General features: G+C 65.7%; 14 protein-coding genes. 12 read left to right on the plus strand and 2 right to left on the minus strand.

What is annotated here, in order from left to right; translation table 11 throughout:
* Nucleotides 1-16 precede the first annotated feature (16 nt).
* Nucleotides 17-505 carry a MarR family transcriptional regulator gene (locus ACFQPB_RS19200; RefSeq protein WP_382226736.1) on the minus strand — a complete coding sequence of 163 codons (489 nt, stop codon included), beginning with the start codon at nucleotides 503-505 and terminating at the stop codon, nucleotides 17-19.
* Nucleotides 506-645: 140 nt separating this feature from the next.
* Here ACFQPB_RS19200 and recA point away from each other — a divergent pair, with 140 nt between their 5' ends.
* The 6 genes from recA (at nucleotide 646) to ACFQPB_RS19230 (ending at nucleotide 5,567) form a co-directional block, all read left to right on the plus strand.
* Nucleotides 646-1,716 (plus strand): recombinase RecA, encoded by a 1,071-nt coding sequence (gene recA, locus ACFQPB_RS19205; RefSeq protein ID WP_382226739.1) that lies wholly within the window; start codon nucleotides 646-648, stop codon nucleotides 1,714-1,716.
* A 2-nt stretch (nucleotides 1,717-1,718) separates the two neighbouring features.
* Complete coding sequence (gene recX, locus ACFQPB_RS19210) at nucleotides 1,719-2,183, plus strand: recombination regulator RecX (RefSeq protein WP_382226742.1); 465 nt, start codon at nucleotides 1,719-1,721, stop codon at nucleotides 2,181-2,183.
* A 157-nt stretch (nucleotides 2,184-2,340) separates the two neighbouring features.
* Nucleotides 2,341-3,306, plus strand: coding sequence for a VOC family protein (locus ACFQPB_RS19215; RefSeq protein ID WP_382199619.1), 966 nt, complete (start codon nucleotides 2,341-2,343; stop codon nucleotides 3,304-3,306).
* A gap of 11 nt (nucleotides 3,307-3,317) precedes the next feature.
* On the plus strand, nucleotides 3,318-3,542 hold the full coding sequence (locus ACFQPB_RS19220; RefSeq protein WP_382226745.1) for a recombinase-like helix-turn-helix domain-containing protein: 225 nt from the start codon (nucleotides 3,318-3,320) through the stop codon (nucleotides 3,540-3,542).
* Between the two features lie 17 nt (nucleotides 3,543-3,559).
* Entirely contained in the window at nucleotides 3,560-4,597 is a 1,038-nt protein-coding gene (locus tag ACFQPB_RS19225; protein WP_382226747.1) for a Rieske 2Fe-2S domain-containing protein, read from the plus strand.
* A 10-nt stretch (nucleotides 4,598-4,607) separates the two neighbouring features.
* Nucleotides 4,608-5,567, plus strand: a complete 960-nt coding sequence (locus tag ACFQPB_RS19230; protein ID WP_382226750.1) for a PDR/VanB family oxidoreductase — start codon at nucleotides 4,608-4,610, stop codon at nucleotides 5,565-5,567.
* Nucleotides 5,568-5,594: 27 nt separating this feature from the next.
* Here the strand turns inward: ACFQPB_RS19230 and ACFQPB_RS19235 are convergent, their stop codons facing one another.
* Nucleotides 5,595-6,131, minus strand: a complete 537-nt coding sequence (locus ACFQPB_RS19235) for a MarR family winged helix-turn-helix transcriptional regulator (RefSeq protein WP_382226753.1) — start codon at nucleotides 6,129-6,131, stop codon at nucleotides 5,595-5,597.
* Nucleotides 6,132-6,306: 175 nt separating this feature from the next.
* Between ACFQPB_RS19235 and ACFQPB_RS19240 the strand changes: the two genes are divergently transcribed.
* The 6 genes from ACFQPB_RS19240 (at nucleotide 6,307) to ACFQPB_RS19265 (ending at nucleotide 12,556) form a co-directional block, all read left to right on the plus strand.
* Entirely contained in the window at nucleotides 6,307-7,287 is a 981-nt protein-coding gene (locus ACFQPB_RS19240; protein ID WP_382226756.1) for a Bug family tripartite tricarboxylate transporter substrate binding protein, read from the plus strand.
* On the plus strand, nucleotides 7,284-9,587 hold the full coding sequence (locus ACFQPB_RS19245; RefSeq protein ID WP_382226758.1) for a xanthine dehydrogenase family protein molybdopterin-binding subunit: 2,304 nt from the start codon (nucleotides 7,284-7,286) through the stop codon (nucleotides 9,585-9,587). Before ACFQPB_RS19240 ends, ACFQPB_RS19245 begins: the two co-directional genes overlap by 4 nt.
* Complete coding sequence (locus ACFQPB_RS19250; RefSeq protein ID WP_382226761.1) at nucleotides 9,580-10,452, plus strand: FAD binding domain-containing protein; 873 nt, start codon at nucleotides 9,580-9,582, stop codon at nucleotides 10,450-10,452. Before ACFQPB_RS19245 ends, ACFQPB_RS19250 begins: the two co-directional genes overlap by 8 nt.
* Nucleotides 10,449-10,925, plus strand: coding sequence for a (2Fe-2S)-binding protein (locus ACFQPB_RS19255; protein WP_382226764.1), 477 nt, complete (start codon nucleotides 10,449-10,451; stop codon nucleotides 10,923-10,925). The genes ACFQPB_RS19250 and ACFQPB_RS19255 overlap by 4 nt, the downstream gene beginning before the upstream one ends.
* Nucleotides 10,915-11,664 carry a CoxG family protein gene (locus ACFQPB_RS19260; protein ID WP_382226766.1) on the plus strand — a complete coding sequence of 250 codons (750 nt, stop codon included), beginning with the start codon at nucleotides 10,915-10,917 and terminating at the stop codon, nucleotides 11,662-11,664. Before ACFQPB_RS19255 ends, ACFQPB_RS19260 begins: the two co-directional genes overlap by 11 nt.
* 379 nt (nucleotides 11,665-12,043) lie before the next feature.
* The gene (locus ACFQPB_RS19265) at nucleotides 12,044-12,556 is read left to right on the plus strand and encodes a cupin domain-containing protein (RefSeq protein ID WP_382226769.1); all 513 of its coding nucleotides are present in this window, start codon (nucleotides 12,044-12,046) and stop codon (nucleotides 12,554-12,556) included.
* Nucleotides 12,557-12,564: the final 8 nt, after the last annotated feature.

Below are 12,564 nucleotides of genomic sequence, written 5' to 3' on the forward strand. Positions count from 1 at the left end.
CCAAGCTGACGCCGTATCAAGCCAGCGCATAAGCCTCCAGCCCGAGCGCCACCACGGTGGCCACATCCTGGCCCACTTGGGCGCGGAACTCGGCCTCGGCCTGAGCCACCGCCGCGCGAAAGGCGGCCAGCCACAGCAGCCCGGTGGGGGTGAAGACGATGCGACGCGCGCGCGCGTCCAGTGGGTCGGGTTCACGCTTCACCAGGTCCCAGGCCACACATTGGTCCACCAGGTCGCCCATTGCCTGTTTGCTCATGCCGGCACTGGCCGCCAGGTCGGTCAGGCGCGAGCCGCCCAGGGCCAGGTGCCGCGTGATGTGGATGTGGGCGGCGCCCACCTGGCCACGCGCCGCCAGGTTCGACAGCGCCAATGGCACCTCGGCGTCGTGGGTCATGAGCGCCAGCACGCGCTCGTCAAAACGGCGCATGGCGTGGCCCAGCAGACGGCCCAGGTGGGCCTGGCGCCAGCGGTCGTCCAGCGCGGTGGTGGGTGGGTTTTCGGTCATGGCAAATGGTAATGCAAACTGACTAAAAAACGTGTTAATAAAAATGTATTCACAGATAAACTTCGCTTCAACGCAGCGCCAAACCGGCTCTGAATGCAGGTAAAAAGTTCACATTGCTCTACATTAAAGAAGGAAAAGTCATGGATGCACCCACCAAAGCCCTGAACACCGAAAAAGCCAAGGCCTTGCAGGCGGCCTTGGCCCAGATCGAAAAGCAGTTTGGCAAGGGCACCATCATGCGGCTGGGCGAAGGCGAGGTGATCGAGGACATCCAGGTCGTCTCCACCGGCTCGCTGGGTCTGGACATCGCCTTGGGCGTGGGGGGACTGCCGCGCGGCCGGGTGGTCGAAATTTATGGCCCGGAATCCTCGGGCAAGACCACGCTGACCCTGCAGGTGATCGCCGAGATGCAGAAACTGGCCGGCACCTGCGCCTTTGTGGATGCGGAACACGCGCTGGACGTGCAGTACGCCCAGAAGCTGGGCGTGAACCTGCAAGACCTGCTGATCAGCCAGCCCGACACCGGCGAACAGGCGCTCGAAATTGTGGACAGCCTGGTGCGCTCCGGCGCGGTGGACCTGATCGTGGTGGACTCCGTGGCCGCGCTCACGCCCAAGGCCGAAATCGAGGGCGACATGGGCGACAGCCTGCCCGGCCTGCAGGCCCGCCTGATGAGCCAGGCACTGCGCAAGCTGACCGCGACCATCAAAAAGACCAACTGCATGGTCATCTTCATCAACCAGATCCGCATGAAGATTGGCGTGATGTTCGGCAGCCCCGAAACCACCACCGGCGGCAATGCGCTCAAGTTCTACGCCTCGGTGCGTCTGGACATCCGCCGCACCGGCACCATCAAGAAGGGCGACGACGCCATCGGCAACGAAACCAAGGTCAAGGTGGTGAAGAACAAGGTCTCGCCACCGTTCAAGACGGCCGAGTTCGACATCCTGTTCGGTGAGGGCATCAGCCGCGAAGGCGAGATCATCGACATGGGCGTGGCCAACAAGATCATCGACAAATCCGGTGCCTGGTACGCCTACCAAGGCGAGAAGATTGGCCAGGGCCGCGACAACGCGCGCGAATTTCTGCGCGAAAACCCCGCCCTGCGCCACGAGATCGAGAACAAGGTGCGCGAAGCCGTGGGCGTGCCCCTGCTGCCGGCGTTCGATCCGGCCAGTGTGCCGGTGGTGGCCGCCGAGGACGCTGAATAAGCATGGGTGAGCGCTTAGGCTTCGGGGCGCCTTCCCTCAAGGGCCGCGCCCTGCGCCTGCTGGCCAGCCGGGAACATTCGCGGGCCGAACTGGAGCGCAAGCTGCAGGCCCACGAAACCGTGCCCGGCGAGCTGGCCCAGGCGCTGAATGAGCTGCAGGCCAAGGGCTTCATCAACGAGGCCCGTGTGGTGCAAAGCGTGGTGCACCGCCGTGCCGAACGCCTGGGCACCCAGCGCGTGCGCGCCGAGTTGAACGCCAAGGGCCTGCCGGCCGAGCTGGTGGCGGAGGCGGTGGATGAGTTGCGTGCCACCGAAGAGGCCCGGGCGCGCGAGGTCTGGCGGCGCAAGTTTGGCCAACCCGCCGCCGACCCGCACGAACGCGCCCGGCAGATGCGTTTCCTGACCACGCGGGGCTTTTCTGCCGATGCCATTCGGCGGGTGGTCACCGGCGCCGGGGACGACGACTGAAGCCGCGCCGCGTCAAATCCGACCAAAAGCAAGGGTTAACCCTTTGCCACAGCCCAAGGCACGCTCCTATAATTTGTGCAACGTTTCAATAAAGAAACTATGTTTTATAGATGAACCACCCGACGGTCGGGCTTCATCACACACAAGGATGGCAGCCATGAGCGTGGAAGGTATCGACGAAGTCAGCTTTGGGGCTTTGGACCTGGCGGCCTGCCAGCGTTTCTTTGGCGACTGGGGCCTCACCCAGGTCAGCGCGTCGGCGCAGAAGCTGGTGTACGAATCGCTCAACGGCTGCCGCGTGATCGCGGCCGCGTCCGACACGCCCGGTCTGCCGCCAGGCATCGAGCCGGACCCGACTTTGCGCGAGGTGGTTTGGGGCGTGCAGACGCAAGCCGATCTGGACGCCATCCGCGAAAAATTCAAATCGCAACCCGGCTTCGTGGACAGCGGCGACCGCGTGGGCTGCACCGATCCCAACGGCCTGGCCGTGCGGGTTCAGGTCAGCCGCAAACGCCCGGTGGCACTGACCGCCGCCAAAACCAACACCTGGACCGACCGCGTGCGCGTCAACCAGCCGGCTCCGGCCTACGACCGCGCCACGCCCGTCGAGGTGGGCCACGTGGTCTTTTTCGTCAAGGACCTGGCGGCCATGACGGCTTTCTACGAGCAGTGCCTGGGTTTTGTCGTCTCCGACCGTTACCCCAACCGGGGCCATTTCATGCGCTGCGCGCCCAACGGTGGCCACCACGACCTGTTCCTGCTGGAAACACCTGACAAACGCGTGGGCTTGAACCACGTCGCCTTCACCGTGCGCGACCTGCACGAGGTCATTGGTGGTGGGCTGAACATGTCGCGCCAGGGCTGGCACACCGAACTGGGCCCGGGCCGCCACCCCATTTCGTCGGCCATGTTCTGGTACTACGAAAGCCCTGCCGGCGCGCTGTGGGAGTACTACACCGACGAGGACGAGCTGACCGCCGACTGGCAGCCGCGCGAATTCACACCCGGCCCCACCGTGTTCGCCGAATGGGCCATCAAGGGGGGCATCGACGGCAACACCCGCCGCCAGAAAAACGCCGAAGCGCCCAGCGGCAAGTTCATGACCGACAAACCCAAGGCCTGAAGGAGGCATCCATGCTGAACCGCACCCTTTACAACGAGACCCACCAGAACCGCACGGCGCCGCCCACCGCTTACGAAGGCCTGTTGGGTGACAGCATCGAGCGCGCTTTTGCCGCCGGTATCCACGACCTCGAAGGTCTGGTGGCCTTCCTCAACGAAGGTGGCCCTGCCGGCCCCAACGGCCAGCCCTGGACGACCGCCAGCTACCAACAGGAAATGGCCCGCCTGGGCGCCTGAAGCACAAGGAGCACGACATGAACACGCAAACCATCAACGTGATGCTGGACCCGGTTGACCAGGCGCTGGAAGTGGGCCTCAAGGACCTGTGGTACCCCGTCTGCCCGTCGAACTTCCTCAAGGAAAGCCCGATCTCGTTGCGCCGCCTGGGCTACAAGATCGCGCTGTGGCGTGACAACACCGGCAAGGTGCACGCGCTCGAAGACCGCTGCCCGCACCGCGGCGCGCCGCTGTCGCTGGGCGTGATCCTGGGCGACCGCATTGCTTGCCCTTACCACGGTGTCGAGGTGTGCACCGATGGTGTGGCGGTGCGCGTGCCGGGCAGTCCGGGCTGCAAGCTCGAAGGCAGCCAGGCCACCCGCCGCTTCCACGCGGTGGAAGCCGCTGGCGCCATCTTCTTGTTCAACGCCACCGATCCCTTCCTGGCCGAAGCGCCGCCGCTGCGCCTGCCCGAGCAGCTGACCTCGCCCGAGTGGTCCAACTTCCTGTGCTACGTGGAGTGGGCAGGCGACTACCGCTACGTTATTGACAACGTGATGGACCCGATGCACGGCGTGTACCTGCACAAGCAGTCGCACACCATGGCCGAAGGCGAAAACACGGCCGAGTTCCAGATCCGCGACGTGCCCAACGGCTTCATCTTCGAGAAGAAGGGCCAGCGCGACGTCAACTTCGACTGGACCGAGTGGACCGACACCGGCATCCACACCATGCGCCTGGAAATTCCATACCCCAAGACGGGTGGCCCCGGCGGCAACTTCACCATCATTGGCGCCTTCTCGCCGGCCGAGAAAAACGTGACGGCGGTGTTCTTCTGGCGTTGCCGCAAGGTGCAGGGCTGGCAGCGCGACACCTGGCGTTTCCTCTACAAGAACCGCCTGGAAAAACGCCACTGGGACGTGCTGGAGCAAGACCGCATTGCCATGGAAAACATGGAGCCCGACGCCAACCAGCACGAGCACCTGTACGCACACGACATGGGCATCGTGCGCCTGCGCCGCCACATGAAGAAACTGGCGCAGGCACAATTGGAACGTCAAGCCGCCTCCGCCTGAAAGTGTTCCCATGAGCCAGACCCTGCAAGCCTTTGTCCACACCCTGCGTTTTGAAGCCGACGACATCCTCGGCATCGAGTTGCGACCGGTCGACGGCAGCGCCTTTCCTGCCTTCACGGCGGGCGCCCACATCGATCTGCACCTGCCCAACGGTTTGGTGCGCAGCTACTCGCTGCTGAATGCGCCGGGCGAAACCCACCGCTACGTGGTGGCGGTGCTCAAGGACAAGGCCAGCCGGGGTGGCTCGCGTTGTGTGCACGACCAACTGCGTGTGGGCCTGAAGCTCACCATCGACGCACCGCGCAACAACTTCCCGCTGCACGAAGACGCCGGCCACACCGTGCTGGTGGCCGGTGGCATTGGCGTCACCCCCATCCTGTGCATGGGCCGCCGCCTGCAGCAGCTGGGCAAGTCCTTTGAGGTGTTGTACTTTGCGCGCTCGCGCCAGAGTGCCGCGCTCACCGCCGAGATCGAAGCCTTGGGCGTGCCGGTGCACTGGCACTTCGACGTCGAAAAGGGTGGCCCACCGGACCTCAAGGCGCTGTTGGGCAACAAGGGTGGCGTTGCAAACACCCACTTCTACGCCTGCGGTCCTTCGGTGATGCTCGACAACTTTGTCGCCACCTGCGAGGCGCTGGGTCACACCAACGCCCACATCGAGCGTTTTGCCGCCGTGGAAGTGGCTGCCTCGGCCGATGCCAAACAAAGCTACACGGTGGAGCTCAAGCGCTCGGGCAAGGTCATCGAGATCACGCCCGCGAAGTCCTTGCTGCACACCCTGCTGGACCACAAGATCGACGTGGACCACAGCTGCGAGGAAGGCATTTGTGGCGCCTGCGAAACCCGCGTGCTGGAAGGCGAGCCCGACCACCGCGATTCCGTGCTCAGCGCCTCCGAGCACGCCAGCAACAAGATGATGATGGTCTGCGTTTCGGGCTGCAAATCGGCCCGTCTGGTGCTCGACCTTTGAGCCCCGTGTGCGGCCGCGCCGCACACCTCATTCCTCGTCTTTCCCCGCTGCCTCGCCGCACTGCGCGCGCAGGCGGCGCAGCACCTCATACAGCGTGCGGCGTTCGTGGGGTGACAGCGTCAGGATCATGGCAGCCTGACTGCGTTGCGCCTCCGGCATGATGCGCTCGTACAGCGCCTGGCCCGCTGGCGTCATGGCCACCACCATGCCTTTGCGCCCGGCCGGTGGTGTCACCACATCCACCAAGCCTCGCTTGGCCATCAGCTGCAGCGTGCGGCTGACCTGCGCCTTGTCGGCCGCCGATTCCGCCACCAGCTCCGGGAAAGGCAGCGTGCCGGCCGCCGCAAGCACCGACAGCAGGCGCCACTCCGATACCGACAAATCAAAACGCTCCGCATAGGGCAGCGTGATGCTGCGCCGCAGCCCGTTGCTGGTGTGGCTGAACAGCGTGGTCAGGAAGTTGTGCACGTCCAGGCCCGTGCCTTCTGGCGAAAGATCGTCCCAGGGGCAAGGGGGAGCGGCATGGGGCTCAGGTGGTCGTGCGGGAGAACGTGGTCGGCTCATGCCCCGATCTTACGCCGCGTATCGTAGACCGATCAACAAATGTTGACGACACAACAAAATACGCCTACGATGGCGACGCGTCGAAAGCGTGTCCCACGTTTGTGCGCACACCGTGCCACGCCGGCCTGCCGTCGGCTGGACCTCCCCCATGTGCCTCGCTTCTCAGGAGTGAAAGATGAAACTGGATCGTCGTCAGTGTTTGGCCGTTGTCATGGCCGTCGGCGCCGTGGTCGCCGGTGCCGCGAATGCGCAGAGCTACCCCGAAAAACCCATCAGCGTGGTGGTGGGTTACCCGCCGGGTGGCGACACCGACGCCATGGCGCGCCTGTTCGCCGACAAGCTCTCGCAGCGCCTCAAGCAGCCGGTCATCGTGGAGAACAAGCCCGGGGCCGGTGGCACGGTGGGCAACAGTTTTGTGGGCAAAGCCAGGGCCGACGGCTACACCCTGTTGTTCACGCCCAACCCCTTCACCACCGCGCCTTTTGTGATGAAGCTGTCGGCGGGCAACCAGTACGACGTGCTCCATGGCTTCGAGCCGGTGATCAAGATGGCGACACAGCCGCTGGTGTTGGTGGCTCACCCCAGCGCTGGCGTGAAAACCGTGCCGGACATGGTCGCCGCCGTGAAGGCCGGTAAGCCGTTCAGCTACGCCAGCCCGGGGGCGGGCTCGCCCATGCACGTCGTCGCCGAGTGGCTCAACCGCAGCGCGGGCGTGAAGATCGCGCACGTGCCGTACCGGGGTGTGGGTCCGTCGGTCAATGACGTGGTTGGCGGCCATGTGGCCACGGCTTGGGTCACGCTCGGTCCCATCACCCAGTACGTGGCCACTGGCAAGCTGGTCCCTCTGGCCATTGCCGATGCCAAGCGTTCGCCGTTGGCACCCAACATCCCCACGCTGGCCGAACAGGGCCACAAGGACGTGGTGGTGGGCGCGTGGAACGGCTTCTTTGCGCCCAAGGGCACGCCGGCGGACGTGATCAAGTTGCTCAACACCCACCTCAACGAGATCGTGAAGATGCCCGACGTGGTGGAGAAGATGGCCACGTTCGGCGCGTTGCCCGCCGGTGGCGCGCCGGACGTGCTGGGCAAGACCAATGCCACCGAGCACGAGCAGATGGGCAAGCTCATCAAGGAACTGGGCGTCACCGCCGAATGACCATGAGCGCCTCGACCCTGGGCACGGAGGTGCCCCAACTCTCCGCCCGTGCCAAGGTGTCGGGCCGCGCGGTGTACGCGGGCGACGTCAAGCTGCCGGGCATGCTGCATGGCAAGGTGCTGCGCAGCCCCTATCCGCACGCGCGCATCGTCTCCATCGACGCGACAGCGGCGCGTGCGCTGCCGGGGGTGAAGGCGGTGCTCACCGGTGACGACGCCCCCGACACGCTGTGGGGCGTGCACAAGAAGGAACGTGCCGTGTTGGCCAAAGGCGTGGTGCGCTTTGCGGGCGAGGAAGTGGCTGCCGTAGCCGCCACGTCCGACGAGATAGCGCGCGACGCGCTGGACCTGATCCAGATCGAGTACGAAGAGCTGCCCGCCATCCTCTCGCCCGACGAGGCGCTGGACGAGGAAGCGCCGGGCGTGCACCCGGGCCGCAACAACATCGCGCACGACATCCGTTTCGAACGCGGCAGCGTCGACGCGGGCTTTGCCGAGGCCGATCTGGTCCATGAGGCCACCTACAGCACCCACGCGCAGTACCCTGGCTACCTTGAGCCCATGGCTACCGTGGCCGCGTTGGATGGCGACGGCCGCTTGCAGGTCTGGACCTCAACGCAGTCCGTGTTCCTCGCACGCGGCCGCATCGCCACCGTGTTGGGCCTGCCGGTCTCGCGCGTGCGGGTGATGCAGGCCATGACGGGTGGCGGCTTCGGCGGCAAGATCGTCGAAGACGACAACCAGCTGGTGTGTGGCCTGCTCGCGCTCAAGACGGGCAAGCCGGTGCGGCTGGTGAACAACCGGCTGGAAGATTTTCTGGCCACGCCCAGCAGCGTGCCCGAACGCATCACCCTCAAGCTGGGCATGAAACGTGATGGCCGCATCGTGGCCAAACACGTGCGCATCGTCGCCGAGTGTGGCGCCTACGCGGGCCTCGCGCCCGAGGTGATGCACGTGAGCGCCATGCGCAGCGACAACATGCACCGCCTGCAACACGTGCGTTCGCACGCCACCCTGGTCTACACCCACACACCGCCACACGGCGCGTTCCGGGGTTTTGGTGGCACGCAGATGCTGTTTGCCCTCAACAGCCACATCGACACCATGGCGCGCGAACTGGGGCTGGACCCGGTGGCAGTGCACAAGCTCAACGCGGTGCAGGCTGGCGACACCTCGGTGCACGGCTGGAAGATCGGCAGCACGGGGCTGCGCGAATGCCTGGACCAGTGCACCAAAGCCATGGACTGGCACACACGGCGTGCCCGCAGTGCCGCCGGCCAGACCGGCGTCAAACGCCGTGGCGTCGGCGTGGCCGCCGCCATGCACGTGAGCGGCAACCGCACCATGGGCAACTGGGACGGCTCGACCGTGGTGCTGCGTCTCAACGAAGACGGCCGCGCGGTGGTGCTCAGCGGTGAATGCGACATGGGCCAGGGAGCGGCCACCATGCTGGCACAGGTGGTGGCGCACGAACTGAACATCCCGCTGGCCCACGTGCACGTGGCGCCACCGGACACCGACACCTCGCCGTTCGCCATCGGCACACTGGCGTCGCGCGTCACCATGTCAGGCGGCAACGCCGCCCTGGTGGCCGCACGCAAAGCCAAGGCGCAGCTGTTCGACGTGGCCGCCGGCCTGCTCGGCTGTGAAGCCGAGCAACTCGAAATCGCCGACTGCCAGGTGCGCGTGATTGGCGAACCCACACGCGCCAAGCCGCTGGGCGACGTGGTGCGTCAGCACATCTGGCGTCATGGCGGCGAAGGCCTGCAAGTCAGCGGCAGCTGGGACCCACAAACCCAGATGTTCGATCCCGCCACGCTGATGGGCAACATTGCCGCCGCCTACTCGTTTGCCGCGCAGGTGGTGGAAGTGGAGGTGGACACGGAAACCGGCCAGGTGAGTGTGGTGGACAGCTTTGTCTCCGACGACTGCGGCAAGGCCTTCAACCCGCTGGCCATCCACGGCCAGAGCAACGGTGCCACGGCCCAGGCCTTCGGCTGGGCGTTGTACGAACAGCTGCAGGTGGAAGGCGGGCGCATCGCCAACGGCAACTTTGCCGACTACAACATGCCCACCGCAGACGCCATTCCGCTGCTGCGCGGCGGCCTGGTGGAATCCAACGACCCCAACGGCCCGCTGGGTGCCAAGGGCGCGAGCGAAACCGCCATCCTGCCGGGCGCACCTGCCATCGCCAACGCGGTGTTTGACGCCGTGGGCGTGCGCATCACCGATCTGCCCATCACACCTGAGAAGGTGCTGGCCGCGTTGCGCGCCCAACGTCCGGAGAGCCAGCATGCTTGATTTTGATTTCCTCGAACCCACCAGCGTGGCAGAGGCCAGCCAAATGGTGGCCGACCTGGGCGAAGACTGCCGCGTCATCGCTGGCGGCACAGCGCTGATGCTGGCCATGCGCCAGCGCATGCTCACGCCCAGCCACCTGGTATCGGTGGGCCACCTGCAGCCGCTGCGTGGCATCAGCGCCGATGGCAGCGGTTGGCTGCGCATTGGTGCCTTGTGCACCCACGCCGAGGTGGCCGCTTCGTCGTTGATCCGCGCGCAGTGGCCCATGCTGGCCAGCATGGCCTCGCGCGTGGCCAACCCACAGGTGCGCCACCAGGGCACCCTCGGTGGCAACCTCTGCTATGCCGACCCCGCCACCGATCCGCCCGGCTGCCTGCTGGCGCTCGATGCGCAGGTGGTGCTGAGCAGCGCTCGTGGCGACCGTGTGTTGCCCATGGCCGACTTCCTGGTGGACTACTACACCACCGCACTGGAGCCGGACGAGCTGCTGACCGAGATCCGCGTGCCTCCGCTCGCGCCCGATGCCACCGGCCTTTACACCCGCCACCTGCGCACCGCCGCCGAACACCGGCCGCTGGCCAGTGTGGCGCTGCTCGCACGGCGGCAAGGCAGCGTGTGCACGGAGGTGCGCATTGCGGTTGGCGCATCTACCCCCGTCCCCACCCGTGTGGCGAGTGCCGAAGCCTGCCTGGTCGGCCAGACCATCACCGCCGACCTGATCGCCGAAGCCGCTGCCATCGTGGCCGCCGACATCACGCCGGTGGACGACGCGCGCGGCTGCGCCGACTACCGCCGCCACATCGTGGGTGTGGTTGCACGTCGCAGCCTCGCCCAACTGTTTGGCCTGACCCAGGAGCAGCCATGAGCCAACACACGATATCCCTCACCGTCAACGGCGAGGCCGTGCAAGCCACCGTGCCCGCCCGCCGCCTGCTGAGCGATTTCCTGCGCGACGACCTGGCCCTGCCCGGCACCAAGCGCGGTTGCGAAACCGGCATTTGCGGTGCCTGCTCGGTGCTGGTGGACGGCAAGGTGGTGAAGTCCTGCCTGAGTCTGGCGGTGCGGGCCAAGGGCAAGGCCATCACCACCATCGAAGGCCTGTCGCAGGGCGACAGCTTGCACCCGATACAGGAAAGTTTCATGCGCTGCGGCGGCCTGCAGTGCGGCTACTGCACGCCGGGCATGGTGATGGCCACCTGCTCGATGTTGAAAGACAACCCCCGGCCCACGGTGGACGAGGTACGCCACGGCCTCAACGGCAACCTGTGCCGCTGCACCGGTTACGCGCAGATCGTCGAGTCCGTTCTCGACGCTTCGGAGAAGATGCATGGAAATTGAAAAGACCCTGTCCCTGGACGCGCCACCCGCGCGCGTGTGGGCCCTGCTGCTCGACCCCAATGCCATGGGCGCCTGTGTGCCCGGCATGGAATCCATCGAGGTCGTCAGCGACAGCGAATACGTGGCCGTGATGAAGGTGAAGATCTCCTTCATCAGTGCGCGCTTCAAGCTCAAGACGCGCATCGTCGAACGCGACGAGACGCGTTACCTGCGCGCCGAAGGCACGGGCGAAGACACCTCGGTGGCCAGCTCGCTCAAGCAGGTCAGCGAGATGTGGCTGGCCGAGCGCGACGGTGGCGGCACCGAGCTGCGCATGAAGGTCAAGGTCGATGTGCTGGGCCGCATGGGCACCTTCGGCCTGGGCGTGATGAAAACCAAGGCCGACCGGCTGTGGGACGAATTCGGGGTGAATGCCGCTGCGCGCCTGGCGGGTGCTGACCGGCCTGCGGTGCCCGCTGCCGCCGCACCTGTGCCAGCGCAGGTACCAGCGCCTGAGGTGCCGGCGGCAACCGCTGCCACTCAGGCCGCTGCCCCTGCACCGGTGGCTGCTGCGCCTGCGGCACCACTGTCCGTGCCCGCAGGGGCCACGCAGGTGCCCGCGCCCGGCTTCTGGGCCCGCCTGTTCGGGGCCCGCCAAGACATCCGCGTGGAGGTGCAGCGTGGCGACACCCGCATCGTGGTGAGCTGGCCGGTGCAGGCGGCGCCCGAATGCGCGGCGTGGCTGCGCAGCCTGGTTTAAGGCAAGCGTTCCACCGTCCGGGGCGCCGAAGCCAGCGAACGGGATCGGGCGCGAGGAAAGGTGTGCGGTCTGTTGTTGCAGATGTTGTGGTCACAGCGTAGGCCGAAATGCTGCAACTGACCAATCAGTGTTTTTGATTCAGGCCATCAGTGCACGCGCGGGACGGGTAATCCCTAGGGTGAAAAGCACACCGGTAAACCGGCTGTTTTGGGTGTGAAAAAGCGGTTTGATGCAGATCAACTTGCCAGCACTTCGGTTCAAAAGTGCGTGCTTTGGCGCTTGTTGTCTGGAGTTGCTGGCGATGTAATGGCGGCACGTTTCACAAAAGAGTTGTTGTTTCTTTAGTGGAACGAATAAACCGCCACACCAGGAGTTGTTGATGAGCACCGCCACCTACCAGCCGCCCGCCGGCATGAACCTCTCGCAATGGATGACAAGCCGCGTGGCCACCCGCGCCACCCGGCGCTACGACTGGGACGCCCTGAAGTTTCAGGCCGACCTCGACCCGAAATACCGCCGCGCCCAGATGCGCTACGTGGGCACCGGCGCCACCGGTGTGGCCAGCGACGAGAACACCGTGCCGGCCGAGCACTTCACCTTCTCCACCATGATCCTGCCGGCCGGCGCCGAAGGCCCGCTGCACATCCACACCGACGTGGAGGAGGTGTTCTTCGTGCTGCGCGGCCGCGTCAAGCTGATCGCCGAGCTCAATGGCGAAAGCTGGGAGATGGAAGCCGGCGAGCGCGACCTGATTTCCTGGCCCGTGGGCGTGTACCGCGGCGTCATCAACATCGGTGACGAAGAAGCGCTGATGTGTGTGATCGTGGGCAACGCCAAACCGGTCACCCCCACCTACCCGCCCAGCCACCCGCTGGCCCAGATCAAACGCTGATGGAGGCA

Origin of the sequence: Hydrogenophaga atypica, from assembly GCF_042665215.1 — a bacterium.
GTDB classification, from domain to species: domain Bacteria; phylum Pseudomonadota; class Gammaproteobacteria; order Burkholderiales; family Burkholderiaceae_C; genus Hydrogenophaga; species Hydrogenophaga defluvii_A.

Coding starts and splice junctions, on each gene's coding strand:
- ACFQPB_RS19235 (WP_382226753.1), bottom strand. CDS start 6,131: ATGAGCCGACCACGTTCTCCCGCACGACCACCTGAGCCCCATGCCGCT.
- ACFQPB_RS19215 (WP_382199619.1), top strand. CDS start 2,341: ATGAGCGTGGAAGGTATCGACGAAGTCAGCTTTGGGGCTTTGGACCTG.
- recX (WP_382226742.1), top strand. CDS start 1,719: ATGGGTGAGCGCTTAGGCTTCGGGGCGCCTTCCCTCAAGGGCCGCGCC.
- ACFQPB_RS19260 (WP_382226766.1), top strand. CDS start 10,915: ATGGAAATTGAAAAGACCCTGTCCCTGGACGCGCCACCCGCGCGCGTG.
- ACFQPB_RS19255 (WP_382226764.1), top strand. CDS start 10,449: ATGAGCCAACACACGATATCCCTCACCGTCAACGGCGAGGCCGTGCAA.
- ACFQPB_RS19245 (WP_382226758.1), top strand. CDS start 7,284: ATGACCATGAGCGCCTCGACCCTGGGCACGGAGGTGCCCCAACTCTCC.
- ACFQPB_RS19265 (WP_382226769.1), top strand. CDS start 12,044: ATGAGCACCGCCACCTACCAGCCGCCCGCCGGCATGAACCTCTCGCAA.
- ACFQPB_RS19240 (WP_382226756.1), top strand. CDS start 6,307: ATGAAACTGGATCGTCGTCAGTGTTTGGCCGTTGTCATGGCCGTCGGC.
- ACFQPB_RS19225 (WP_382226747.1), top strand. CDS start 3,560: ATGAACACGCAAACCATCAACGTGATGCTGGACCCGGTTGACCAGGCG.
- recA (WP_382226739.1), top strand. CDS start 646: ATGGATGCACCCACCAAAGCCCTGAACACCGAAAAAGCCAAGGCCTTG.
- ACFQPB_RS19250 (WP_382226761.1), top strand. CDS start 9,580: ATGCTTGATTTTGATTTCCTCGAACCCACCAGCGTGGCAGAGGCCAGC.
- ACFQPB_RS19220 (WP_382226745.1), top strand. CDS start 3,318: ATGCTGAACCGCACCCTTTACAACGAGACCCACCAGAACCGCACGGCG.
- ACFQPB_RS19200 (WP_382226736.1), bottom strand. CDS start 505: ATGACCGAAAACCCACCCACCACCGCGCTGGACGACCGCTGGCGCCAG.
- ACFQPB_RS19230 (WP_382226750.1), top strand. CDS start 4,608: ATGAGCCAGACCCTGCAAGCCTTTGTCCACACCCTGCGTTTTGAAGCC.